Below are 22,864 nucleotides of genomic sequence, written 5' to 3' on the forward strand. Positions count from 1 at the left end.
CGGCGTTGAAAGTTCTGCACGCCCGGGTCGTGGCGCACGGCGACAAGGCCACCGCCAACATCAAGACAACGAGTTAATTATCGGCAACCCCTTAGTTGCCCACCACGATGTGCTCGTCGTTCGGCTTCGGAGGCTTCTCGGTGGGCTTGGGCTTGGGTTTCGGCTTGGACGTGCACAGGGTCACGCACTTGGGGGCCGCGCCAGTCCGGTTCATCACGGTCTGCATCTCGTCCCGGGGGGACAGGGTGCGGTTGCCGTTCAGCCAGGCGTCCAGGTAGTTCCACGGGTTGACCATGCCTCGCCGTACCCACCAGAGCGAGGGATCGGTCTTCCAGGAGATCGCGAAGTAGAGGTTGCTGGCGGTGGCGCGGGCGTTGCCCGAGTTGCCGATCTGGCCGAGGACCTGACCGGCGCTGACACGCGTCCCCGGGCTGATCCCGGAAGAGATCTTGTCCAGATGGCCGCCGAGGTAGCGAACGCCGTCGTCTCCGATGACCGTGACGAACCGGCCCTCCCGGTCCTGCCCCCGGTCGGTGGAGGGGCTCCACCGGTTCCTGCCGTTGACCTCGTGGACCACGCCGTTCACCGGGGAGACGAACGAGCATCCCTTGCCCGACCAGATCGTGGTCTTGGGCAGCACCAGGAGCGTGCTCTGGTAGGTCACCCGGCAACCCTTTACGGGAAAGGTGTAGGTGTAGTCCGAAACCTTGGGCGGCGGCACCTGCACCGGGTCACCGGCCTTGGGCCGCTGCACTGTCGCCTTGAGGGCCGGGGCCGTCGGCGCCGCCGTCGGCGTTGTCGTCGGAACCGGCGCGGCGGCCGAACCCGGTGCCGCGGCGACCGCCTCGGTCGTAGGGGCCGGAGGCAGTGTGCTGATGCCCGTCACCACACCCGGTGACCCGCAGGCTCCGGTGACGAGCACCGCACCGGTCGCGACGGCCAGCCGTGCCATATGCCCCGATCGCATGATCTCCACCCGCGTAACCTATCGAAAATCAGCCTTTACCTTTGTAACGAACCTCATCATCGGTCATGTCCTGTTTGGGAAAGTCGCTTCCGCCGTCCGGCGCCAAGCCGCCGGGGGCGCACTAGACTCACGGCGTGGCAGGCCGGATCAGTGACGAGGACATCGCGCTCGTGCGGGAGCGCTCACCGATCGCGGACATCGTGGGTGAGCACATCCAGCTCCGCAACGCGGGCGGCGGAAACCTGAAGGGGCTGTGCCCCTTCCATGACGAGAAGAGCCCGTCCTTCAACGTCACCCCCACCCGCGGCTACTGGTACTGCTTCGGATGCGCCGAGGGCGGAGACGTCATCACCTTCATCCGGCGGCTGGAGCACCTGTCGTTCGGCGAGGCCGTGGAGCGGCTGGCCAACCGGGCGGGCATCCACCTCCGCTACGAACAGGGCGGTTACGTTCCCGGACGCGAGCACGGCGAGCGCAGCCGGCTGATCGAGGCGCACCGGGCCGCGGCGGAGTTCTACGCCTCGAAGCTGGTGGGACCCGACGCGGCGATCGGGCGCAGGTTCCTGTCGGAGCGCGGGTTCGAGCGGGTCGACGCCGAGCACTTCGGGGTGGGGTACGCCCCCTCCGAGTGGGATGCCCTCTCGCGGCACCTGATGGCCCGGGGGTTCACCGCCACAGAGCTGATCAAGGGCGGGCTCGCCAAAGAGGGACGGCGGGGCCCGATCGACCGGTTCCGGGGACGGCTGGTCTGGCCGATCCGCGACATCACCGGCGATGTGATCGGATTCGGCGCACGGAAACTGAACGACGCCGAAGACGGCCCGAAATATCTGAACACCCCGGAAAGCCCCCTCTACAAGAAGAGCGAGGTCCTCTACGGCGTAGACCTGGCCAAGCGTGAGATCTCCAAACGCTCCCAGGCGGTGATCGTCGAGGGCTACACCGACGTGATGGCCTGTCATCTGTCGGGTGTGCCGACCGCAGTGGCCACCTGCGGCACCGCGTTCGGGGAGGAGCACATCAAGGTGCTGCGGCGGCTGCTGCTGGACCAGTCGGGGTCGCAGGGTGAGGTGATCTTCACCTTCGACGGCGACGCGGCGGGGCAGAAGGCGGCGCTGCGGGCCTTCGCCGATGAGCAGAAGTTCGTCACCCAGACCTTCGTGGCCGTGCAGGCCGACGGGCTCGACCCGTGTGACCTGCGCATGAAGCACGGCGAAGCCGCCGTGCGCGACCTGATCGCCAGCCGGGAGCCGCTGTTCGCGTTCGCGATCCGCAGCGTGATCTCCCGTTACGACGTGAGCACCAACGAAGGCCGGCTGTCCGCGCTGGACGCCGCCGCGCCGATCGTGGCGGGGATCAAGGACCGGGCACTCCGGCAACTGTACGGCGTGGACCTCGACCGGTGGCTGGGATTCAACAACGAGCGGTTCGTCATGGACCGGATCGCCGAGATCTCCGTCATGGCGCAGCCGCGCCAGCAGCGGCCCGCCGGGCCGCGGAAGGTCGCGGACCTCACCGACCCCGGCGTGCGGACCGAGGCTGAGGTGCTGAAGCTGGCCGTGCAGCGCCCCGCGCTGCTCGGGCCCGGCTTCGAGGCGATCGGCCCGGAGGCGTTCACGCTGCCCGAGCACGTCGGACTGTACAAGCTGGTCGTGGACGCCGGAGGTACGGCGGTGGCCGGGCACGGCGGGCGCGAGTGGGTGGACCGGTTGCTGGGCGGGGCGACCGATTCGTTGCGCGGGGTGGTCACCCGGTTCGCGGTGGAGGAGATTCGCGCGGATCTGGCGAACGAGGAGCGTTACGCCTCGGCCATGCTGGCCGCGCTGGAGCTCATCTCGGTGTCGCGGGCGATCGAGCAGCTGAAGTCGCGGATGCAGCGGACCAACCCGGTCGAGGCGCAGCAGGAGTACAACCGGCTGTTCGGTGAGCTGGTCGCGCTGGAGCAGCAGCGGCGCGTGCTGCGAGAGCGCGCGGCCGGAAGTTGATCACGTAATTGGCTTTAATTTCCGTGCGCTGATTCGACTAAACCTTAATGAGGTCTCGGTTCGATAATGATCGTGGCCTTACCTTCGGTTACAAAAATAGGTCTGCCATTTAGGGGACCTAATACAGCAGACTGTCTCCCGTGGGTGCATCGGTGCTGCCAAGTGGGCCGCCATCGGTAGACCAGGTGGCCGACCTCGTTGCCAAGGGAAGAGAGCGCGGAAGCGTCACGGTCGATGACGTGGCCGCTGCTCTTGACAAGTCCGAGCTGCCGTCTGACGCGCTTGAGCGTGTCGTCCGCATGCTCGCCGAGCACGGAGTGGAGGTCCTCGAGCCCCAGGGCGACGAGGAACCCAGCCGGTCCGATGAGGAGGATGTCGGCAAACGGGCGCCGACCAGCGATCTGGTCCGCATCTACCTGCGGGAGATCGGTCGTGTGCCCCTGCTCACGGCGGAAGAGGAGGTGGAGCTCGCCAAGTCGATCGAGGCCGGGCTGTTCGCCGAGGACAAGCTGACCAATGTCGCCTCGCGGCTGGCCTTCCCGGAGTTCAGGGAGCTCGTCTGGGAGGGCACACGGGCCAAGCAGCGGTTGATCGAGGCCAATCTCCGTCTTGTCGTCTCGATCGCCAAAAGATATGTGGGGCGCGGGATGTTGTTCCTGGATCTGATCCAGGAGGGCAACCTGGGTCTGATCCGCGCGGTCGAGAAATTCGACTACACCAAGGGATACAAGTTCTCCACATATGCCACATGGTGGATTCGCCAGGCGATCACGCGGGCCATCGCCGACCAGGCGCGCACTATTCGCATTCCCGTGCACATGGTCGAGACGATCAACAAGCTGGTCCGGGTCCAGCGCCAGCTCCATCAGGATCTCGGCCGTGAGCCCGCGCCCGAGGAGATCGCGATGGAGATGGATCTGCCGCTCGACCGGGTGATCGAGATCCAGCGCATCGCCCAGGAGCCGGTCTCGTTGCAGTCGCCGATCGGTGAGGAGGACTCCGACCTCGGTGACTTCATCGAGGACGCGGACGCGGTCGTGCCGATGGAGGCGGCGGCCTTCATCATGTTGCAGGACCAGCTCGACGACATCCTCGCGACGCTGTCCGAGCGTGAGCAGCGCATCATCCAGCTGCGGTTCGGTCTCGCCGACGGGCACCCCCGGACGCTGGAGGAGGTCGGCCGGGAGTTCGGGGTGACCCGGGAGCGGATCCGGCAGATCGAGTCCAAGACCCTGGCGAAGCTGCGTCACCCGACCCGGGCGCAGATGCTTCGCGACTACCTCGACTGAGGAGACGAGCGAGAAGGCCCCGGAACCCTCCTCTGGGTTCCAGGGCCTTCGCCGTTCAGGGGGCGTCCTTCAGACTCCCGGCCGGGCCGCGGATCGGCCGGACGGTGCCTCGCGAGATCCTGCGGCGAAGGACTCTCCCCAGGAGACGGTCAAGGGGTGAGGGACAGCAGGCGGAACCTGAGGCCGGCGGTGACGGCCGGGTCCCGGACCTCCCAGCTGCCGTCCAGCGGGGTGACGGTGACGTGGCCCGCGTTGAGGAGGTTGTGGTCGGAGTCACGCACGGGGTCGGGGGCGGTGCTGAGGACGGGAAGGATCCGGAAGCACTCGGCGCAGACGTCCGGGGCGGGGACGTACTTCGGGGAGACGAACGACGAGGTGCCGAGACGGGCGAGAGAGACCCTGCCGTTGGGCTTGAGCGGGTAGTTGACGTTCAGCGAGGTGCGCGGGGGGAGCAGCTCGCCGCCATGGGCGGTCTTCCGCAGGTGGCCGATCATCTTCACCGCGAACGCGATCGACTCGTTGAGGCTGGGGAACGACGGCGGAGTGGTCGTGAGGTCCACCGCGGTGCTGAAGGCGATGGCCGGGACGCCCTTCTCGATGGCCATGATCGTGGCGCCGACCGTGCCGGAGTGATTGGCCACGGCGGCGACGTTCTGGCCCGGGTTCGGCCCCGAGACCACCAGGTCGGGAGGGGTGTCGCCGTACACCGCCTGGAGCCCGAAGCTGACGGCGTCGCTGGGGCTGCCGGTGACCGACCAGACGCCGGGCGACTCCTCCCTGGCCTTGACGGTCGTGCCGAATTTGGCGTTGAAGGCGGTTCCGATGCCGCTGGAGTCGGTGGCGGGGGCGACGATCGTCACGTCGTGCCCGGCCGCGATCAGAGCCTGTCGCAGGCGCTGGACGAACGGGAAGCCGTAGCCGTCGTCGTTGGTCAGCAGGATGCGCAGCGGTTCGGCCCGGGTGCCCGCCGCGGCGGCGGGGGGTCGGGTGCTCGCCGCCGTGGCGGGGGAGGGGACGGCGGAGCCGAGCAGGGCGAGCAGGGCGATGGGGACGAGGGCGCGGGTGACGGTGCGTAGCGTGGCCACGCTGGGCCTCCTTGGGGGGTCGCCTGAAGGGGAGGGGGTCCGGGCCGTCGCGCCTGCGCCCGTACCTTTTCCGTACGTGACAGGATGTAACGCGCCATGTGGAGCTGGTCAAGCCGCGCGAGAGTCACTTCACGCGGACCGTCGGCCCGCCGCACCACGCGGTGGTCCTTATCACACCGGCCGGAAGTGCCCTGGTTGGTACTCTTAGGTAAGGGGAAGCTAAGTTAGGGACGCCTAACTGACAACCAGGAGCCTCCATGCCCCCCGTTCTTCTTCGCTCTGCCGCCGCCTGCGGTCTCCTTGCCCTCGCCCTCACCGCCTGCAGCTCCGGCGACGACGGCGCCGGCGGCGGTTCGTCGAGCGGCAGCGGCAGCGCCGCCGTCGAGACCAAGCCCGCCCCGACCGGCAAGGTCACTGAAACTGTTGACGTCGCGGCCACCGACACCACATGCGTGGCGGCCAAGACCTCTCTGCCCGCGGGCGTCGTCAGCTTCAAGCTCAAGAACGACGGCAAGCAGCCCACCTGGCTGTATCTCTACCGCGCGGACAAGAGCGTGGTCGGCGAGCGTGCCAACATCGCTCCCGGGGCCACCGGCGACCTGGTCGTGGAACTCGGCGCGGGCACCTACCAGATCGCCTGCAAGCCCAACCACGAGGGCGACGGCATCCGTCAGGACGTCACCGTCTCGGGCGAGCTCGCCGCCCAGACGGACCCGCGCGTCACCCGCGCCGTCGAGGACTACCGGGCCTACGTCGGCACCCAGGTCGACGACACCATCGCCAAGACCAAGGACTTCGTCGCCGCGATCAAGAAGGGCGACGTGGAGAAGGCCAAGAGCCTCTACGCGCCGAGCCGGGTCGGCTGGGAGAGCATCGAGCCGGTGGCCGAGGCCTTCGGCGACATCGACCCGAAGGTGGACCTGCGCGAGGCCGACCTGGAAGAGGGCCAGAAGTGGACCGGCTGGCACCGCCTGGAGAAGGCGCTGTGGAAGGAACCGAAGACGGTCAAGAAGGAAGCCAAGTACGGTGAGACCCTCCTGGCCGACCTCGACGACCTCAAGGCCAAGCTGCCCAAGGCGGAGATCACCGCGAGCTCCATGGCCAACGGTGCCAAGGAGCTTCTCGACGAGGTGGCGACCGGCAAGGTGACCGGCGAGGAGGAGGCCTTCTCGCACACCGACCTGTGGGACTTCAAGGCCAACGTGGACGGCGCGTTCAAGGTCTACCAGCTCCTCACGCCGATCGTGATGGAGAAGAACCCGGCACTCGTCACCACGCTGGACGCCGAGTTCGCCGACCTGAACACCCTCCTGGGCAAATACGCCAAGGGCGAAGGGTTCGTCTCCTACACCGAGCTGTCCAAGGAGCAGGTCAAGGAGCTCGCCGACGCCGTCAACGCCCTTGCCGAGCCGTTGTCCGGACTTGCCGCGGTCGCCGCGGGCTGACCACTTCCGAAGGAAGAGACATGACCCAGCTCAGCCGACGTAAGCTCCTCACCGGCGCGGGCCTGGCGGTGGGCGCCGGGGCCGCCGCCGGTGCCGGTCTGGTACGGCTCGCGCAGCAGCCCGAGCCGGTGCTGCTCCAGGCCGCCAGCATCAGCGAGCCGATCCCGTTCCACGATGCCCACCAGGCCGGGATCGCCACCCCGGTCCAGGACCGGCTGCACTTCGCCGCCTTCGACCTGAGCACCGACTCCCCGCAGCGGGTGGTGACGTTGCTGAAGGCCTGGACGGCCGCGGCGGCGCGGATGACCTCGGCGCAGGAGATCGGCGGCGGGGCGACCGGCGCCGAGCTGGCCCCGCCGGACGACACCGGCGAGGCCCTCGGCCTGCCCGCCTCCCGGCTCACGCTGACGATCGGCTTCGGCCCCGGCTTCTTCGACAAGCTGAAGCTGACCAGGCCGGACAAGCTCAAGGAACTGCCGCACTTCCCGGGAGACAAGCTCGACCCCGCTCGCAGCGGCGGCGACATCTGCGTGCAGGCGTGTGCCGACGACCCCCAGGTCGCGGTGCACGCCGTACGGAACCTGGTGCGCATCGGCTTCGGCGTGGTGTCGGTCCGATGGTCCCAGCTCGGCTTCGGCAAGACGTCGTCGACCACGCCGGACGCGCAGACCCCGCGCAACCTGATGGGCTTCAAGGACGGCACGAACAACATCGCCGGCACCGACACCAAGAAGCTGGACGAGCACGTCTGGGTGGGCGAGGAGGGTCCCGAATGGCTGCGGGGCGGCTCCTATCTGGTGGCGCGGCGGATCCGGATGCACATCGAGACCTGGGACCGGACCTCGCTGAAGGAGCAGGAGGACATCTTCGGCCGGACCAAGCGCGAGGGCGCCCCCTACGGAGGCACCCGCGAGCACGATCCCGTGGTCCTGGACAAGATGCCGGCCGAGTCCCACGTACGGCTGGCCAACCCGGGCTCCCTGAGCGGCGTGACGATCCTGCGCCGGGGCTACTCCTTCACCGACGGCAGCGACGGTCTGGGACGGCTGGACGCGGGCCTGTTCTTCCTGGCCTACCAGCGTGACCCCGAGAAGGGGTTCATCCCGATCCAGCGGGCTCTGGCGGCCAAGGATCCGCTCAACGAATACATCCAGCACGTCGGATCCGGCATCTTCGCCTGCCCGGGCGGGGTGAAGCCGGGCTCGTTCTGGGGCGAGGCGCTCCTGACCTGACGGGCGCGCACGGACCCGGCCTGACGACGTCGCGATCGGGTCCGGCGGCTCGCGGGCCCGGCCTGATGACGTCGCGATCGGGTCCGGCGGCTTGGGGGCCCGGCCTGATGACGTCGTGACCGGGTCCGGCGGCTCGCGGGCCCGGCCTGACAGCATCCCGGCCGGTCGGGGAGCCGGGTCCGCGCAACCGGGTCCGCGCGGGGACGAGCGGCCCGTGCGGGGACGAGCGGCCCACGCGGGACGGCCGGAAGGGGCGGCGCGACACGCCTCTCAGAAGCCTTTAAGTCTTTTTCGGCACTCCAGGCACGCGAGGGCGGCAAACCACTGTTCTATCGGTGAATACAGGCGCAAACTGGGCGAATGGAGGCGCGGTCGGCGGTAGACGACGCCGTGCTCGGGCGCGAGGCCTGGTCCGTGCTCGACGCGAACTGGACGGGGTCCGCCACCGTGCCCGCGCCTGGTCTCTACCCCCATCAGTGGAACTGGGACTCCACCTTCGTCGCGATCGGCCTGGCGCGGTGGGACACCCGCAGGGCGGGGACCGAACTGCTCAGCCTTCTGGCGGGGCAGTGGCGCACCGGCATGGTGCCGCACATCGTCTTCCACCCCGGCCACACCGAGGTCTACTTTCCCGGACCCTCCATCTGGCGCTCCCAGGAGCACCCGGCGGCCCCCAACGGAGTGCTCACCTCCGGGCTGACCCAGCCGCCGATGCAGGCCATGGCCGCCTGGTGGGTGTGGCGGCACGCGGCGGACCGCGACGAGGCCGTCGCCCTCGTCCGGCGGTTGTACCCGATGCTGGCGGCCCAGCACGAATATCTCGCCACGGTCAGGGATCTGGGCGGGGGTGGCCTGGCCGCGATCGTGCACCCGTGGGAGTCCGGCATGGACGACAGCCCCGTGTGGGACGCCCCGCTGGAGGCGCTGGCCCCGGTTCGCTACGCCTACCGGCGAGCGGAACTTCCCGACCGCCATCCCGACAGCCACCATGACCGCTATGTCTGGTTGGCCATGCGCTACCGCGACTCGGGTTACGACGGGACCTACCTGCGCGACGATCACCCGTTCGCGGTCGAGGACCCGATGTTCAACGGGATCTGGCTGGCCTCCTGCCAGGCTCTCGCCGAGCTGGCACCGCTGGCGGGCGCCGATCCCGGGCCGCACCGGGAAGCGGCCGAAAGGATCCGCTCGGGGCTGCTGGAGCGGCTCTGGGTCAACGACCTCTTCCACGTTCGCGATCTTCGCAGTGGGCGGCTCAGCCCCGTCTGCACGGTCGGATCCTTCGGGCCGATGCTCGATCCCGAGCTGCCCGCCGACCGGGTGGCGAAGATGGTGGGCGTGCTGGAGTCGCCGCGGTTCATGGGCGCGGCGGGGTATCCGGTGCCGAGCTGTGAGATCCGCTCGCCGCAGTTCGACCGGTCCCGTTACTGGCGGGGGCCGTCCTGGGTGAACACCAACTGGCTGCTGCGGCGGGCGGCGGCCGTACACGGCATGACAGGGCTGGTGCGGCTGCTCGGCACCTGCACCCTGCGCCTGGTACGGCAGGCGGGCTTCCGCGAGTGCTTCGACCCCTTCGACGGCAGCGGCCGGGGCAGCCGGGACTTCTCCTGGTCGGCCGCGCTCACTCTCGATCTGCTCGCCGATAACGTGGAGAATTGGCATCCTCCCCACGGCTAAAGCCGGGGGATTCCACCCTTCACAGGATGGGATTCCTGCTTCACCGCCAGTCGCCCGCCAGGAGAACTCCCTTGAGGTCTTACACCGGCTCCACAGGCGTTTTGTCTCTCCGCCAGCCCGGCGGCGAGAATATTACGCGCGGCGTTCACGTCCCGATCGAGGACGAGCGGGCACGCATCGCAGCGGAAGACGCGCTCGCCCAGCGGCAGGGCGGCCTTGAGGTGCCCGCAGGCCGAGCACCGTTTGCTGCTGGGAAACCAGCGGTCGATCACCACCAGCTCCCGGCCGTACCACCGCGCCTTGTACTCCAGCAGGGTCCGCATCTGACGCCAGGAGGCATCGGAGATGGCACGGGCCAGGCGGTGGTTTCTCACCATGTTCCGCACGGCGAGGTCCTCGATCACGACCGTTTGGTTCTCACGGACGAGACGAGTGGTCAGCTGGTGCAGCTGGTCGCGGCGCCGGTCGGCGATTCGGGCGTGCACCCGGGCGACCCGGAGTCGGGCCTTGGCCCGGTTGGCCGAGCCCTTCGCCTTGCGGGCCAGGGCGCGCTGGGCCTTGGTCAGGCGCTTACGGTCGGCCCGCTCACACCTGGGGTTGGGGATCTTCTCGCCGGTGGACAGGGTGACCAGCGCGGTGAGGCCCGCATCCACCCCGACCGCGCCACCGGCCGGGGCCAGCGGCCCGATCCAGTCCTCGCACAGGAGGGACACGAACCAGCGCCCGGCCGCGTCCCTGGACACGGTGACCGTGGACGGGTGCGCGCCCTCGGGCAGCGGGCGCGACCAGGCGATGGCCAGCGGGCCGTCCAGCTTGGCCAGGAAGAGCCGCCCGTTCCGGTAGGTGAAGGCCGAGCGGGTGTACTCGGCGCTGGAGCGCGATCTCTTGCGGGATTTGAACCTCGGGTACTTCGCGCGTTTGGCGAAGAAGTTCGCGAACGCCGCCTGCAGGTGCCGCAGCGCCTGCTGCAGCGGGACGCTGGAGACCTCGGTGAGGAAGGCCAGGTCCTCGGTGCGCTTCCACTGCGTCAGCGCGGCCGACGACTCCGCGTAGGAGACTCTCCGGCCGTCGAGGGTGTGGGCGCGGGTGCGTTCGTGCAGGGCCTTGTTGTAGACGAGGCGGACGCAGCCGAAGGTCCGGGCGAGCGCTTCGGCCTGTCCGGGGGTCGGGTAGAAGCGGTATTTGAACGCCCGCTTCACGCTCCGTGTCATGCCGCACACGCTAGCGATCCACGCGGTGCGTTCGCTCGGGTTTTCGATAAGAGGCCATTGTGCGGCATCGTGCCGCGTTTTCTTCCCGGGACTGAGGCCCGGCATCTCCACACTGGGAGTATTCGATGAAGCTCTTCAACCGCGTGCCGGCCGAGGTCCGCGCGACCGTCGCGCCGACCGACCGGGTGCTCACCTACGCCAAGGGGCCGGACGGCTACGTGATCGTCACGGACAAGGCGCTCTATCTGGGCACGACCCGGCTGCCCTGGTTCCAGGTGGATCGCGGAGTGTGGGACGAGGAAGGACTGACGGTCGTCACCATGGCGGGAGAGTCGCACCGGGTCCTGCTGCCCGAGCCGGGACGGATTCCCGAGGCCGTGCGGGAGCGGGTGACCGCCTCGATCGTGGTGAACCAGTACGCCCCGCTGGACGCGCGAGGGGGAGTGCGGCTGGTGGCCAGGAAGACCGATGACGACCGGATGGTCTGGGAGTTCGTCTTCGACTCCGGCATGGATCCCGGCGACCCCGGCCTGCGGGCCCTCGCCGAGCAGGCACTGGAGGAGGCACGCCGCAGCTTCGGCGTCTGAATTGGGGACGGAGCCCCGGACGCCGGATGCCGGGCGCGCGGACCGGCGGAAGGCCCCCGGCGGGGGCCGGTTCCTGCGATCTCGGACGCCGCGCTTCCCGGACGGGTCAGGTGGCGCGGCGATCCGGGGAAGGGGGCCTTCGCGCCGAGGACAGGGTCAGTGGGGGGCGGCGCTCTGACGCTCCTGCGGCCAGCCGGTGCCCGTGTCGTCGTGCTTGCCGGCCTGCCAGTCGTCGTCCGAGTGCAGGAACGGCAGCCGGTTCCTGGCCACGTCGGTCACCTTGGTCTTGGCCACACCGGTGACTTTGGAGATCTGGGCGCCGACCAGACCGGCGGCTTCCTGGATCGCGGGACTGTCGGACACCCGCTGAGCCATCCGCTTGATCTGCTCGTAACGCTCCTTGCCGGCGCGGCTTCCCAGGATGTAGCCCACCGCAAGACCAATCCCGAACATCAATCGGTAACGCATCTCCACCTCCAGAGCCATGGTCTCGCTTAGACCCCTACCCACGCATCCTCGGTCCTCTCGGACCTACCCCGGAGCTTCGATGCGACACGCACGCTCAGAGTGCGCTAATCTATTCCTGCGCCGCAAGGAACAGGGAAAAACCCCCGGCCCGAGCGGAGCAGAGCAACGATCCCGTGTAGCTCAATCGGCAGAGCAGCCGGCTGTTAACCGGCAGGTTATAGGTTCGAGTCCTATCGCGGGAGCCACACTGGAAGGCCCCGGAAGCATAGCTTCCGGGGCCTTTTGCTTTCCGTGTCTTGGTTCGGCGGACAAATCCCGGTGAATCACAGAAAATGGGGGACGCCGCGCCTCGTGTCGCTATCCTCGAAAACCGGGTGATCATGGCGTGGCCGCCGCGGAACACAGTCATCGCAGTGGGGAAGGGCCACTGTGCACAGGGCACCACGCCGCCCGGAACGGCCGTCGTGCCCGTGAGCCACATGGGTGGTTGTTCTGTGCTGACCTGGCGGAGAACCCGGCGCCGTATGCCGGACGTGGTCCACGGTGTCCTGCGGGAAGTGTGCTTGAGGATGAGGGAGTCTGTTCAGGTCGTGCAAGATGTCGATGTCGCGGCGGCCACAGCCTTCCTGAGGTTGTTCCATGCCGAGAATCCGTCTGCGGGCCCGGTGCGGCACCGGCTGCGCGAGGTGCAGGCGGAGATCCAAAGAACGGGGACCTACACGCATACGCCCGGGGAGCTCGCCTACGGTGCCCGGATGGCCTGGCGTAACAGCTCCAGGTGCATCGGGCGGCTCTACTGGCACTCTCTGCGCGTGCGCGACCTGCGGCATGTGACGACCCCCGAGGGGGTCGCCGTGGAGTGTGTGAACCATCTGCGCGAGGCGGCCCCCGGCCGCCGGATCCGGCCGACGATCACCGTGTTCGCCCCGGACCGGCCGGGCGTTCCGGGTCCCCGGATCTGGAACGAGCAGCTCATTAGATATGCCGGATATGCGATGGATGACGGTTCCGTCATCGGTGATCCCCGCTATGTGGACTTCACCACGATGGTGCACAAGCTCGGGTGGCCCGGCGGGCCAGGTACGCCGTTCGACGTGCTCCCGCTGCTCGTCTCGGTGGGGGACGGGCCGCCGCTGATGTCCACGGTGCCCGGCGACGCCGTGCTGGAGGTGCCGCTCTCCCACCCGTCCTACCCGTGGTTCGAGCAGCTCGGGCTGCGGTGGCACGCCGTACCGGCGATCTCCAACATGTGCCTGGAGATCGGCGGGATCCACTACGGGGCGGCGCCGTTCAACGGGTGGTACATGGGCACCGAGATCGGCGCCCGTAATCTCGCCGACGTCGACCGCTACAACCTGATGCCCGTGGTCGCCCGGCATCTGGGCCTGGACACCACCACCGAACGCTCGCTCTGGCGGGACCGTGCCCTGGTGGAGCTGAACGTGGCGGTCCTGCACTCCTTCGAGCGGGCGGGCGTGACGATGACCGACCACCACACCGAGTCCCGGCGCTTCCTGTCGCACCTGGAGCGGGAGGAGAAGGCGGGCCGGGTCTGCCCGGCGGACTGGAGCTGGATCGTCCCGCCGATCTCCGGGTCGGCCACGGCGGTCTTCCACCGCTACTACGACACCGCGGAGATGTCCCCGAACTTCGCCCACCACCCCGATGCCATGGAGCGGGGACTCGGCCACGGGACTGTGCCGGGGTGGTGACCCCCGCGCCATGGTCGCCGAGGGGCTCGACCGGTGGTTGAGCTAGGGGCCCGGCCGCCGTGCCGGAGGAGAACCGCTCCGGCGACCGGGCTAGAGCGTCAGACGGTACATCGCCAGCGGGCGGCCACTCGAACCGCGGGAGAGGTTGCCGGTGCGCTCGGCGAGCCCCGCGAGCTCCAGGCGGTGCAGCATCCGGCGGGCCGTCCGCTGCTGCACCGCCAGCCGCTTGGCGATCTCCCGGGTTGTGAGCGGCTCGTCGCCGACGGCTGCCCGGGCCTCGATCAGCTTCTGACGCGATGGCCTTCTCCGAGCTCATACCCGGGCGGTAGGGCAGGGTCCGGAGTTCTTTGACGGGCAGGCCCGCCTCGGTGAAGGTCGCCACGACATCGAACGATCGCGGGCGCCTGCGACTCGTGGTAGTAGTCCAGCCGGAGGGCGCTCACCTCCAGCTGCTCCTCGCAGATGGCGGCCACGTCGTCGACCAGTTCCTCTTGGCGAGGGGCGTTGCGGAGAAGATGTAGAACATGGTTCGGTATGGGTGTCGGACGAGGAGGGCGTGAAATGTTGGATCTGGTGCTGCCGTCGATCGAGCAGGGTGTGCTGACGCTGACGTTCAACCGGCCCGACCGGCTCAATGCATGGACCGACGAGATGGGGCGGCGCTACTTCGACCAGCTCACGGAGGCGGAGCAGAACCCGGAGGTCCGGGTGATCGTCGTGACCGGGGCGGGCAGGGGTTTCTGCGCCGGTGCGGACTTCCAGACCCTCAACGCCATCCAGGACGGCTCCTACGAGGGCGAGCCGGACAAGCGCCCCAACACCTTCCCGACCACGATCGGCAAACCGGTCATCGCCGCCGTCAACGGTGCCTGCGCCGGCCTCGGCATGGTCCACGCGCTGGTCTGCGACCTGGTCTTCACCGCGGCCGAGGCCAAGTGGACGACCGCCTTCGCCCGGCGTGGCCTGATCGCCGAGTACGGCCTGTCGTGGATCCTGCCCAAGCTCATCGGCCAGGCCAAGGCGATGGACCTGCTGCTGTCCGGCCGCACGTTCACCGGCGCCGAGGCCTACGAGCTGGGACTGGCCAACAAGTCGGTGCCCGGCGAGAACCTGCTTGAGGAGACCCTGGCCTACGCCCGGGAGCTGGCCGTCCACAGCTCGCCGGCCTCGATGGCCGTGATGAAGCGCCAGATCTGGGGCGACTGGAACCAGACTCTGGAGTCGTCGGAGTCCGCTGCCGTGCGCCTGATGACGGAGTCTTTCGGCCGCCCCGACTTCGCCGAGGGCGTCGCCAGCTTCCTGGAACGCCGCGCTCCCACCTTCCCGCCTCTCTGAGCGGGAAGGCGCTCACGGCAGGGTGAGGAAGGCGCTCATGTCCGCCGCGAACTCGTCACGGATCCCGTGGTCGGCCGGGTAGGTGATGAGCCGGGCGCCGGGGATGCCCGCGGCGAGCTCGCGGGTGATGTCCGGGGGATAGGAGGGATCCCGCTCACCCGCGATCACCAGGGTCGGAGCCTTGATCTCCTTCAGTCGTCCGCCGAAGTCGAAGGAGAGGTCCAGATGCGCCGTGGCCAGGTGGTCGCCGGGGTCGGCGCCGTCCTTGGGACCGGCCACACCCATGATCAGCCGGAGCAGACGCCGCTTTCCGGGTGAGGAGGTGATCGCCGGGATCATCGCCTGCTGGGCGGCCCGGAACCGGCCGTTCGAGGCCAGGTCGGCCGAGCGGCGGATGGCCTCGGCCGCGACGGGGCTGATCCGGTGGCCGGTGGCGATCAGCACCAGGCGCCGCACCAGGGCCGGGTGGTCCGCAGCCAGCTGCATGGCGATCTCACCGCCGGTGGACATGCCGATCAGGTCGACGGCCTCGCCGAACGTGGCTCGCAGGGTCTCCGCGTAGACGGCCGCCACCTCGGCCGCCTCGGTGTTCTCCGGCATGCCCACCGGGCGGTTGATCCGCCAGATGCGGAACCCCCTCGCCAGGGACGCCAGCCACTTGGCCTCGAACCGCAGCTGCACGCCGTGAGGATTCGTGTTCGAGGGACCCGCGGCGGGGGACAGCACGACGGGGCGGCCCTCACCGACCGCGAGGTAGTGAAGACCCCCCGCCAGGATTCCGCTCTCGATCTTCGCGCTCAACTCGCCGTCCTTTCGGGGGCCAGCCCGGTCGTGACGAAATCGATCATCATGTCGAGGACCGCCGGATAGAGGTCCTCGCCGATCTGCTCCACGTGGAGGGGGAGGAGGAGCACGGCACGGAGGGCGCCGATGACGGCGTCCGGATCGCCGGGAGGCAGGGTGCCGTCCGCCTGGCCCGTCGTGACGAACTCCCTCAGCCGGGCGAACGCCCCGCCCTGCGCGGCCGCGACCTGCTCCGGTGGGATCTTGCGGGCGACCGCGGCCATCTCGTCGGGATGGGTCATGAGGCGGCGGTAGAGCGGGTTGGCGGCCAGCTCCGTGAGTGTCGCGCGCAGGAAGCGGCGCAGTGCGTCGCGGGGGCCCTCGCCGCGCAGCAGCCCCTCGTCGATCACCCTGCGCTGGACGCCGTCCGCCTGACGGGCGAGCAGCTCCAGGTACAGGGCCTCCTTGGAGGCGAAGAACAGGTAGAAGCTGCTCTTCGCGATGCCCGCGGGCCCGACCAGGTCGTCCAGGCTCGTCTTGCGGAGACCGGCCGTCGTGAAGAGCCGCTCGCCGGTCTCCAGGAGGATCTGGACGATCGCCTCCCGCTCCCGGGTCGTGAACGCCGTCGGCACCAGCACCTCCATGTGAATCTATGAACAAATTGTCTTTATGTTTTTAGAGCCTATCGCCCGGGTGGGACGAGGGCAACGGGCGGGGCGTCGCGGTGATCGGCCGTGGGCGCCCGAGGAGCGTGGGGTGAGGGGCGGGGGAGGGGTCGGCGAGGGGCGCTGGGCGGGCGGGGCCGTACGGCGGGGCGAGAAGGGTGTCGGGAGGGCTCGTCCGGCGGGGGGTGGGAAGGGCGTCCGGCGGGGGGTGGGAAGGGCGTCCGGCGGGCCGTATGGAGGTGGGGTCCGGCGGCGTGGGATCAGGTCACGTGGGAGAGCCAGCGGGGAGCGGGGCCGAACGGGGCGGTTCCCGCCGTGACGGCCTTCATCAGATGGGCGGCCGAGGCGCGGGCGCTCTCGATGACGTCGGGGGGATAGGCGTAGCGGACCTGGTGCTCCTCGAACTCGTCCTCATCGTCCAGGAAGATGCGGCCGTCGCGCATGCGGATCACGTCGAGGTCCAGGTCGACCATGCTCACCTCGTCGCCGCTCCACCGGGGCACGGTCGAGATGTCGCAGTAGATCTCGGTCCTGTCCGGCGCGGCGTTGAAGACGGCCGTCCACCAGGCGTCGCGGGGGAAGAGCATCACGAATGCGTAGGGCCAGGTGACCGGGGGTTCGTTGCCCTTGCTGCCACTGGTTCCGGCGACGCAGCCGGTCCAGACGCCGTGTTCGTCCTCGCCGAGGAGCAGGGCGCGGTGGTGCCAGTGGAGGGATCCGTCGTACTTGCGGTAGACCACGTTCACGCTCTTGAAAGACATCCCCTGACTTTAGAGCTTGACATCGATCTATGTATTTCCTACCTTCTAACTAGGTTAATGGTGTCGGTGCGAAGCCCGGCCGGCTGACCGGTGGTCATCGCACCGCGGCGGGTGCCCCGGCGGAGACCTGGCGGCACGGTGGGCGTGCCGTGAACGCGGAGCCGCGGGATGAGGGGGATGAGGGGACCGCATGAGTGCCTCTGTCGCCGTTGTCGGCGCCGGGCCGACCGGCACCTGCCTGGTGGAGCGGATCTGCGCCAACGCGGCCGAGCTGCTCACCTGGCCGTCGCTGGACATTCATGTGATCGACCCCCACCCGCCCGGCGGCGGCCGGGTCTGGCGCAAGGAGCAGCCCGAGCTGCTCTGGATGAACACCGTCGCCGCCGACGTGACGCTGTTCACCGACGAGTCGGTCCAGTGCCAGGGGCCGATCCGCCCCGGGCCCTCGCTGGCCGAGTGGCTCGGCGGCGACCCCGGCCGCTTCGCCTCCCGGCCGGTTCAGAACGCCTATCTGTCCCATGTCTTCCAGCACGCCGTGGACACCGCTCCGCGCGGCGTCCGGGTGCACGTGCACGCCACCCGTGCGGTGGACCTCGCCGATGTTCCCGGCGGTCAGGCGGTGACGCTGGAGAACGGCCGGACGATCGAGGTGGACGCGGTGATCCTCGCCCAGGGCCACGGCGACGTGGCCCTGACCGGGCAGGAACGGCAACTGGCCGGGCTGGCCGAGGACAGCGGGCTGTGCTATCTGCCCACCGGCTACACGGCCGACCTCGACCTGGACCAGGTGCCCGGCGGCGAACCGGTGCTCGTGCGCGGCATGGGGCTGGCCTTCATCGACCTGATGGTGCTGCTCACCTCGGGCCGGGGCGGCCGGTTCGCCCGCGAGTACGACGGGGAACTCGTCTATCTGCCCAGCGGGCGGGAGCCGCTGCTCCACCTGGGATCGCGTCGCGGCGTGCCGTACCACTCGAAGACGGGATACCCGTTTCGGGGCGCCCGGCCGCCGGTGCCGCGCTTCCTCACGGCGCGGGCGCTGGGTGAGGGGCCGTGGAACTTCCGCAGGGACGTGTGGCCGCTGGTCGCCAAGGAGCTGGCCTTCGCCTACTACCACGAGCTGATCACCGCTCACCCGGAGCGGTCCAGGCTGAGCTGGGAGGAGTTCGAGGAAGGGTTCGCCGCCGAGGAGTGGCGCAGCGCGGGGATGCGGGCGCTGATCCGCAGGGCCGTCCCCCGGCACGCGGACCGGCTGGACTTCGAGCGGCTGGACCGGCCGCTGGAACGGATGCGGTTCGGTGACCTGGAGGGCCTGCGCAAGTGGATGCACGGGTATCTGTCGGCGGACCTGGAGCGGCGCTCCGACCCGGCGCACAGCGCCGACCACGCCATGATCCTTGGGCTGCTGCCCGTCTACGGCGTTCTGGCCGAGGCGGGCATCTCCGACCCGTGGTTCCACGGCTTCTTCAGCTACCTCGCCAGCGGCCCGCCCGGCCCCAGGCTGGAGGAGCTGCGGGCTCTCGCGAAGGCGGGCGTGGTCACCTTCCTCGGCGCCGGGCTCAAGGTGGAGCACCGTGACCGCCAGTGGTGGGCGCAGAGCTCCAGCGTGCCCGGCGGGATGGCGGCCAGGGCCCTGATCGAGGCCCGGTTGCCCGCGCCCAGCGTGAGCCGGGCCACCGACCCGCTGATCACCGCGCTCCGCGACCGGGGGGAGGCGGAGGAGCAGGCGGGGCTGCTGAAGGTACGGCTCGCCGACCGCCGGTTGCTGGACCGGTCCGACACCCCGCACCCTCGCAGGTTCGCCTTCGGCCCGTGGGTCGTCGGCGGCCGGGTCACCAACGGATTCGCCAGGCCCGGGCTCAACGCCCCGTTCTTCCAGGAGGCCGACGCGCTGGCCCGGATCGTCCTGTCCGAGGCCGTCACCGCTCAGATCAGACATGTCGCCTAGCCCGCCATGAGCACTCCCACACTCACCCGGCAGCGGGGGCTGGCCGCTGCCGGGTGGATCGGCCCGGTGGCAGGGCGGCTCGGGTCCGGCACCGCCGTACTCGGAGCCGCCGCCACCGTGGCCCGCGCCTCCCCGCCGGTGTGTCCCTGAGGTCCGGGGCCTCGCCGTACGGGATTCCGTCGGGTGTGACGCGGTGGATCCCGTCCCGGGTGCCGGACGCCGTGTAGCCGGGTCCTGATCCGGCTGTCAGGCGCTCCGGAGCCAGGTCTCGATCGCGTCCTGCCATGACCGGAGGAAGGCGGGATAGCCGTCGGCGAACTCCGCCAGTTCGCGGGCGGCGTCATCGGTGAGCGGGGTGAGGTCGTAGGCGACCGTCACCTCGCTGCGCCCACCGGCGTCCTTCAGGGTGACCTCCACGGTTCCCGCGCGGTGGCCGGGGGTGACGCGGGCGTAGGAGATGCTCGCGCCCTCGTCGCGGCCGGTGACGATCCAGGTGGTGGTCCGCCCGTCGGCGTCGGTCTCGAAGACGGTGCCGGGCACGGTGTCGTCGCCGGTGGGCACGGGGAAGCGCGGTTTCCAGCCCGCCACCCAGTCCTGTTCGCCGCGGGCGGTGAACAGGCGAAACGCCTCGCGCGGCGGAAGCCCGACGGTGAGGGTGCCGGTGAGCCTCACCGCCCCTCCTCCAGCCGGTGCGCGTCGGCGGAGGTGAGAGTCAGCCCGTAGACCGCCTTGAGCTGCTCGATCTTGGCCACGGTCTCGGGGGAGAAGGGCGCCTTGCCCTCGAAGGCGTGCAGGACGATGCCCTCGACGAGGTCGCCGAGGGACATGTCCAGATATTCGGCCAGGCCCTTGAGGACCTTCAGGGTGTTCTTCTCGATCCGGAGCCCGGTCTGGGTGCGCTCTACAGTTACCATGTTACCAAGGTAACTGATCGATTCAGTGGATCCGGCGGGCTCCCGCGGCCGGGGTGGCGGGGTAGATCTCCGGTGCCGCCCAGCCGCGTTCGGCGTAGGCCCGGGTCACCGAGTCCTGTACGCTCTGCACCCGGTCGTCGGCCACCAGCGCGATGGCCGACCCGCCGAACCCCCCGCCGGTCATCCGCGCGCCCCTGGCTCCTCCCCGGATCGCTGCCTCGACGGCCACGTCCAGCTCGGCGCAGGACACTTCGAACTGGTCCCGCAGCGACAGATGGGAGGCGTTGAGCAGGGCCCCGATCTCCCGTACGGCTCCGGCCCGCAGCAGTCCGATCACCGCTTCGACCCGGTGGTTCTCGGTCACCACGTGCTGGGTGCGCTTGCGCTCGTCGCCGCTGAGCCGCTCAAGGGCGCCGGCCAGATCGGTGACGTCGCGCAGCGCGGCCACGCCCAGGTGCTTGGCGGCGTTCTCGCAGTCCTGGCGGCGCCGGGCGTACTGCCCGTCGGCGAGCTCGTGGTGGACCCCGGTGTTGATGATCAGCAACTGGAGGCCGTGCTGGGCGAGGTCGAACGGGATGTTCCTGGTGCCGAGACTCCGGCAGTCCATGAACAGCGCCTGGCCCTGCTCTCCGAGCGCCGAGGCGGCCTGATCCATGATCCCGCACGGCATGCCCACGAAGTCGTTCTCGGCCTTCTGCGCCGCGAGGGCGATCTCCATCTTGGTGAGGCCTAGGCCGTACAGCTCGTTGAGCGCCGTCCCGGTGACCACCTCCAGCGCCGCGCTCGACGACAGCCCCGCCCCCGGCGGCACGTCCCCGTCGATCACCAGATCCGCGCCGCGGACCGGGTGCCCGGCCTCGCGGAGCACCCAGAACACGCCGGCGACGTAGCGTGCCCAGCCCTCGGCCTGGTCGAGGCTCTCGATGGTCCGTGGCTCACCGGCCTGCAGCGACCGCAGCCGGATGACGTCGTCCTCGCGCGGCGTGACCGCCGCGGTGACCCCCCACGGCACCGCGAACGGCAGCACGAACCCGTCGTTGTAGTCGGTGTGCTCGCCGATCAGGTTGACCCGTCCCGGAGCGTGCCACACCCCCTGCGGCTCCGCGCCGAACGACTCGCGAAAAGCTTCAATAACGCGCATGATCCAACACTCCTCAACAACGTCCCCTCGTAGATTAGCGAGTCCCGCACCACCGGTTCGGCACCGAAGGTCACATCTTGACCCCGTACCGCCCGGCGGATGTGCGAAGGGGGCTGACCTTTGGTTGAATGCGGCAGTACGGCGTGCACGAGGGGCGGTAGCTCAGCTGGTTAGAGCAGGGGACTCATAATCCCTTGGTCGCGGGTTCGAGTCCCGCCCGCCCTACCCTTCACGACCTGCGGTTATGTCGCTTTGTTGAGCGCTTCTCTGTCCGGTTTATCGCCTGGTAGGCACAATTTTCGTCCGGTGGGCACGTGGAGCGAGGGCGGCTCGCCGGGTGTTCTTTACTTCGGAATGTGTTCCGAAGTATGGTGCGGTATGGCCATGCCGACTGTCCCGTTCTCCGATCTGTCGAAGCACTCCAAGCAGGTCGCCGAGACCATCGACCGGTTCCACCGGGTGCACGTCAAGCGCCGCGACGGAGAGGACCTGTTCATCTCCACGGCCCGGCACGACCGCCAGCGCGAAGAGACGGCGGACGTCGCGGCCCGTATGATCGCCGCGTTGCTGGCCAGCGACGAGGGCGTCCGTGCCGTCCTACACGCCCTGCCCGTGGTCTTCCCATGGGTGCGGCACCTGTCCGGGGAGGAGAGGCGCGAGTTCGTCCAGGAGCTCGTCGACGCCACGCGGGATGCGGTTGACCTGGACGTGCACGCTACCCTGCACAGGGTCATCGTCGAGTGGCGTGCCACCGCTCGCATCCTGGCCGATCCCGCGCTGACCGCGCAGCTCACCCGCGCGCTGCCGGAGGAGGACCACGGCGAGGTGGCCGCGCCGTGAGCCCTAAGCGCGGCGATGCCGTGGCGCCGCCGTCGATCGGTGACGAGTGGCATCTGCGGTTCGCCACCAGTGATGCGGCCAAGGGTTGGATCGACCTGTGTGCCGAGGCGGCGGGCAACACTCGGCGGTGTTTCGAGGCGCTGCGCGCGAATCCGCTGTCGCAGGAGGATCCGGACCGGCAGCACCGGCTGCGTGGCCGTCTCGCCACCGGGACGCTGGGCGGCCGCGCATACCCGCAGTGGGAGTACGAGGTCACCGCGGGTGGCCGGGTACGTTACCTCGTCGACGAGCTCCGGCGGACCGTTCATCTCGTCTATGCCTCGCCCCGTCATCCCAAGGACACCGACGTCTGAATCGGCGCCGGTATCCCTGCGCTGAGCGGGGTGGACATGCAGGTATGGCGATGGAAAGGCTTTGCAGATGACTCACTCCGTCCGCGTGGCCGTGTTCTCTCTCGGTGGGACGATCGCGATGGTGCCGAGCGCGGGCGGTGGCGTCACGCCCGCGCTGACGGCGAGCGACCTGCTGGCAGCGGTGCCCGGGCTCGACGGGCTCGGCGTCGGGCTGGAGGTGCACGACTTCCGGCAGCTGCCCGGGGCGTCGCTGTCCTTCGCCGACCTGATCGAGCTGGCCGCCGCCATCGAGCGGGCGGTCAGGCGCGGCGTCGACGGCGTGGTGGTCACCCAGGGGACGGACACCATCGAGGAGACGGCCTACGCGCTGGACTTGCTGTACGGCGGGCAGGCGCCGGTGGTGGTGACCGGCGCGATGCGCAACCCCGCCATGGCCGGGGCCGACGGCCCGGCCAATCTGCTCGCGGCC

24 protein-coding genes and 2 tRNA genes are annotated in these 22,864 nt (G+C 69.5%); 15 read left to right on the forward strand and 11 right to left on the reverse strand.

The window, feature by feature from the left end; all coding sequences use genetic code 11:
- Nucleotides 1-91: 91 nt before the first annotated feature.
- Nucleotides 92-967, reverse strand: coding sequence for a M23 family metallopeptidase (locus ACFY2X_RS46195; protein WP_389951543.1), 876 nt, complete (start codon nucleotides 965-967; stop codon nucleotides 92-94).
- A 134-nt stretch (nucleotides 968-1,101) separates the two neighbouring features.
- Between ACFY2X_RS46195 and dnaG the strand changes: the two genes are divergently transcribed.
- Both dnaG and rpoD read left to right on the forward strand, forming a co-directional pair.
- Nucleotides 1,102-2,952 (forward strand): DNA primase, encoded by a 1,851-nt coding sequence (gene dnaG, locus ACFY2X_RS46200; protein WP_389951546.1) that lies wholly within the window; start codon nucleotides 1,102-1,104, stop codon nucleotides 2,950-2,952.
- Nucleotides 2,953-3,137: 185 nt separating this feature from the next.
- Nucleotides 3,138-4,241 (forward strand): RNA polymerase sigma factor RpoD, encoded by a 1,104-nt coding sequence (gene rpoD, locus ACFY2X_RS46205; protein ID WP_389951549.1) that lies wholly within the window; start codon nucleotides 3,138-3,140, stop codon nucleotides 4,239-4,241.
- 149 nt (nucleotides 4,242-4,390) lie between these two features.
- Here the strand turns inward: rpoD and surE are convergent, their stop codons facing one another.
- Complete coding sequence (gene surE / locus ACFY2X_RS46210) at nucleotides 4,391-5,326, reverse strand: 5'/3'-nucleotidase SurE (RefSeq protein WP_389951551.1); 936 nt, start codon at nucleotides 5,324-5,326, stop codon at nucleotides 4,391-4,393.
- Between the two features lie 257 nt (nucleotides 5,327-5,583).
- Between surE and efeO the strand changes: the two genes are divergently transcribed.
- The 3 genes from efeO to ACFY2X_RS46225 all read left to right on the forward strand — a co-directional run bounded on the left by efeO (nucleotide 5,584) and on the right by ACFY2X_RS46225 (nucleotide 9,680).
- Nucleotides 5,584-6,771, forward strand: a complete 1,188-nt coding sequence (efeO, locus tag ACFY2X_RS46215) for an iron uptake system protein EfeO (protein WP_389951554.1) — start codon at nucleotides 5,584-5,586, stop codon at nucleotides 6,769-6,771.
- A 20-nt stretch (nucleotides 6,772-6,791) separates the two neighbouring features.
- Nucleotides 6,792-8,003, forward strand: a complete 1,212-nt coding sequence (gene efeB / locus ACFY2X_RS46220) for an iron uptake transporter deferrochelatase/peroxidase subunit (protein WP_389951557.1) — start codon at nucleotides 6,792-6,794, stop codon at nucleotides 8,001-8,003.
- Nucleotides 8,004-8,363: 360 nt separating this feature from the next.
- Nucleotides 8,364-9,680 carry a hypothetical protein gene (locus ACFY2X_RS46225; RefSeq protein ID WP_389951559.1) on the forward strand — a complete coding sequence of 439 codons (1,317 nt, stop codon included), beginning with the start codon at nucleotides 8,364-8,366 and terminating at the stop codon, nucleotides 9,678-9,680.
- Here the strand turns inward: ACFY2X_RS46225 and ACFY2X_RS46230 are convergent.
- Nucleotides 9,677-10,891 carry an RNA-guided endonuclease InsQ/TnpB family protein gene (locus ACFY2X_RS46230; protein WP_389951562.1) on the reverse strand — a complete coding sequence of 405 codons (1,215 nt, stop codon included), beginning with the start codon at nucleotides 10,889-10,891 and terminating at the stop codon, nucleotides 9,677-9,679. The two genes, ACFY2X_RS46225 and ACFY2X_RS46230, sit on opposite strands and share 4 nt — an antisense overlap.
- A 125-nt stretch (nucleotides 10,892-11,016) precedes the next feature.
- On the opposite strand from ACFY2X_RS46230, the gene ACFY2X_RS46235 reads away from it, so the two are divergent.
- Nucleotides 11,017-11,478: a hypothetical protein gene (locus tag ACFY2X_RS46235; protein WP_389951565.1), complete on the forward strand. Its 462-nt coding sequence runs from the start codon at nucleotides 11,017-11,019 to the stop codon at nucleotides 11,476-11,478.
- A 156-nt stretch (nucleotides 11,479-11,634) separates the two neighbouring features.
- Here ACFY2X_RS46235 and ACFY2X_RS46240 read toward each other — a convergent pair whose 3' ends face one another.
- Nucleotides 11,635-11,988, reverse strand: coding sequence for a YtxH domain-containing protein (locus tag ACFY2X_RS46240; protein ID WP_389951567.1), 354 nt, complete (start codon nucleotides 11,986-11,988; stop codon nucleotides 11,635-11,637).
- 127 nt (nucleotides 11,989-12,115) lie between these two features.
- Here ACFY2X_RS46240 and ACFY2X_RS46245 point away from each other — a divergent pair.
- Both ACFY2X_RS46245 and ACFY2X_RS46250 read left to right on the forward strand, forming a co-directional pair.
- A tRNA-Asn gene (locus ACFY2X_RS46245) sits at nucleotides 12,116-12,191 on the forward strand.
- A gap of 345 nt (nucleotides 12,192-12,536) precedes the next feature.
- Complete coding sequence (locus ACFY2X_RS46250) at nucleotides 12,537-13,658, forward strand: nitric oxide synthase oxygenase (RefSeq protein WP_389951569.1); 1,122 nt, start codon at nucleotides 12,537-12,539, stop codon at nucleotides 13,656-13,658.
- A gap of 90 nt (nucleotides 13,659-13,748) precedes the next feature.
- On the opposite strand, the gene ACFY2X_RS46255 is transcribed toward ACFY2X_RS46250, so the two are convergent.
- Nucleotides 13,749-13,943: a FaeA/PapI family transcriptional regulator gene (locus ACFY2X_RS46255; RefSeq protein WP_389951602.1), complete on the reverse strand. Its 195-nt coding sequence runs from the start codon at nucleotides 13,941-13,943 to the stop codon at nucleotides 13,749-13,751.
- Nucleotides 13,944-14,219: 276 nt separating this feature from the next.
- On the opposite strand from ACFY2X_RS46255, the gene ACFY2X_RS46260 reads away from it, so the two are divergent.
- Nucleotides 14,220-14,993 (forward strand): enoyl-CoA hydratase-related protein, encoded by a 774-nt coding sequence (locus ACFY2X_RS46260; RefSeq protein WP_389951572.1) that lies wholly within the window; start codon nucleotides 14,220-14,222, stop codon nucleotides 14,991-14,993.
- A gap of 12 nt (nucleotides 14,994-15,005) precedes the next feature.
- On the opposite strand, the gene ACFY2X_RS46265 is transcribed toward ACFY2X_RS46260, so the two are convergent.
- The 3 genes from ACFY2X_RS46265 to ACFY2X_RS46275 all read right to left on the reverse strand — a co-directional run bounded on the left by ACFY2X_RS46265 (nucleotide 15,006) and on the right by ACFY2X_RS46275 (nucleotide 17,202).
- Entirely contained in the window at nucleotides 15,006-15,794 is a 789-nt protein-coding gene (locus tag ACFY2X_RS46265) for an alpha/beta fold hydrolase (protein WP_389951575.1), read from the reverse strand.
- A complete protein-coding gene (locus ACFY2X_RS46270; protein WP_389951578.1) occupies nucleotides 15,791-16,408 on the reverse strand; it encodes a TetR/AcrR family transcriptional regulator in 618 nt (205 codons plus the stop codon). Before ACFY2X_RS46270 ends, ACFY2X_RS46265 begins: the two co-directional genes overlap by 4 nt.
- Before the next feature lie 293 nt (nucleotides 16,409-16,701).
- The gene (locus ACFY2X_RS46275; protein ID WP_389951580.1) at nucleotides 16,702-17,202 is read right to left on the reverse strand and encodes a DUF402 domain-containing protein; all 501 of its coding nucleotides are present in this window, start codon (nucleotides 17,200-17,202) and stop codon (nucleotides 16,702-16,704) included.
- 190 nt (nucleotides 17,203-17,392) lie between these two features.
- Here ACFY2X_RS46275 and ACFY2X_RS46280 point away from each other — a divergent pair, with 190 nt between their 5' ends.
- Together ACFY2X_RS46280 and ACFY2X_RS46285 are read left to right on the forward strand one after the other, a co-directional pair.
- Nucleotides 17,393-19,147 (forward strand): FAD/NAD(P)-binding protein, encoded by a 1,755-nt coding sequence (locus ACFY2X_RS46280; protein WP_389951583.1) that lies wholly within the window; start codon nucleotides 17,393-17,395, stop codon nucleotides 19,145-19,147.
- Nucleotides 19,148-19,153: 6 nt separating this feature from the next.
- A complete protein-coding gene (locus ACFY2X_RS46285) occupies nucleotides 19,154-19,297 on the forward strand; it encodes a hypothetical protein (RefSeq protein ID WP_389951585.1) in 144 nt (47 codons plus the stop codon).
- Between the two features lie 96 nt (nucleotides 19,298-19,393).
- On the opposite strand, the gene ACFY2X_RS46290 is transcribed toward ACFY2X_RS46285, so the two are convergent.
- From ACFY2X_RS46290 to galK, 3 genes are read right to left on the reverse strand one after another with little or no spacing between them, the layout of a single operon-like run.
- The gene (locus tag ACFY2X_RS46290) at nucleotides 19,394-19,819 is read right to left on the reverse strand and encodes an SRPBCC family protein (protein ID WP_389951587.1); all 426 of its coding nucleotides are present in this window, start codon (nucleotides 19,817-19,819) and stop codon (nucleotides 19,394-19,396) included.
- A complete protein-coding gene (locus ACFY2X_RS46295; protein WP_389951589.1) occupies nucleotides 19,816-20,061 on the reverse strand; it encodes a hypothetical protein in 246 nt (81 codons plus the stop codon). The genes ACFY2X_RS46290 and ACFY2X_RS46295 overlap by 4 nt, the downstream gene beginning before the upstream one ends.
- A 22-nt stretch (nucleotides 20,062-20,083) precedes the next feature.
- Nucleotides 20,084-21,202, reverse strand: coding sequence for a galactokinase (gene galK, locus ACFY2X_RS46300; protein ID WP_389951592.1), 1,119 nt, complete (start codon nucleotides 21,200-21,202; stop codon nucleotides 20,084-20,086).
- A 151-nt stretch (nucleotides 21,203-21,353) separates the two neighbouring features.
- On the opposite strand from galK, the gene ACFY2X_RS46305 reads away from it, so the two are divergent.
- The 4 genes from ACFY2X_RS46305 to ACFY2X_RS46320 all read left to right on the forward strand — a co-directional run.
- A tRNA-Ile gene (locus ACFY2X_RS46305) sits at nucleotides 21,354-21,427 on the forward strand.
- 153 nt (nucleotides 21,428-21,580) lie between these two features.
- The gene (locus ACFY2X_RS46310) at nucleotides 21,581-22,042 is read left to right on the forward strand and encodes a hypothetical protein (protein WP_389951595.1); all 462 of its coding nucleotides are present in this window, start codon (nucleotides 21,581-21,583) and stop codon (nucleotides 22,040-22,042) included.
- Nucleotides 22,039-22,395 carry a hypothetical protein gene (locus ACFY2X_RS46315; protein WP_389951596.1) on the forward strand — a complete coding sequence of 119 codons (357 nt, stop codon included), beginning with the start codon at nucleotides 22,039-22,041 and terminating at the stop codon, nucleotides 22,393-22,395. The genes ACFY2X_RS46310 and ACFY2X_RS46315 overlap by 4 nt, the downstream gene beginning before the upstream one ends.
- Before the next feature lie 67 nt (nucleotides 22,396-22,462).
- On the forward strand, nucleotides 22,463-22,864 hold a 402-nt coding region (locus tag ACFY2X_RS46320; protein WP_389951599.1), incomplete at its 3' end, for an asparaginase domain-containing protein.

This window comes from Streptosporangium sp. NPDC000396, from assembly GCF_042898655.1.
GTDB lineage: Bacteria > Actinomycetota > Actinomycetes > Streptosporangiales > Streptosporangiaceae > Streptosporangium.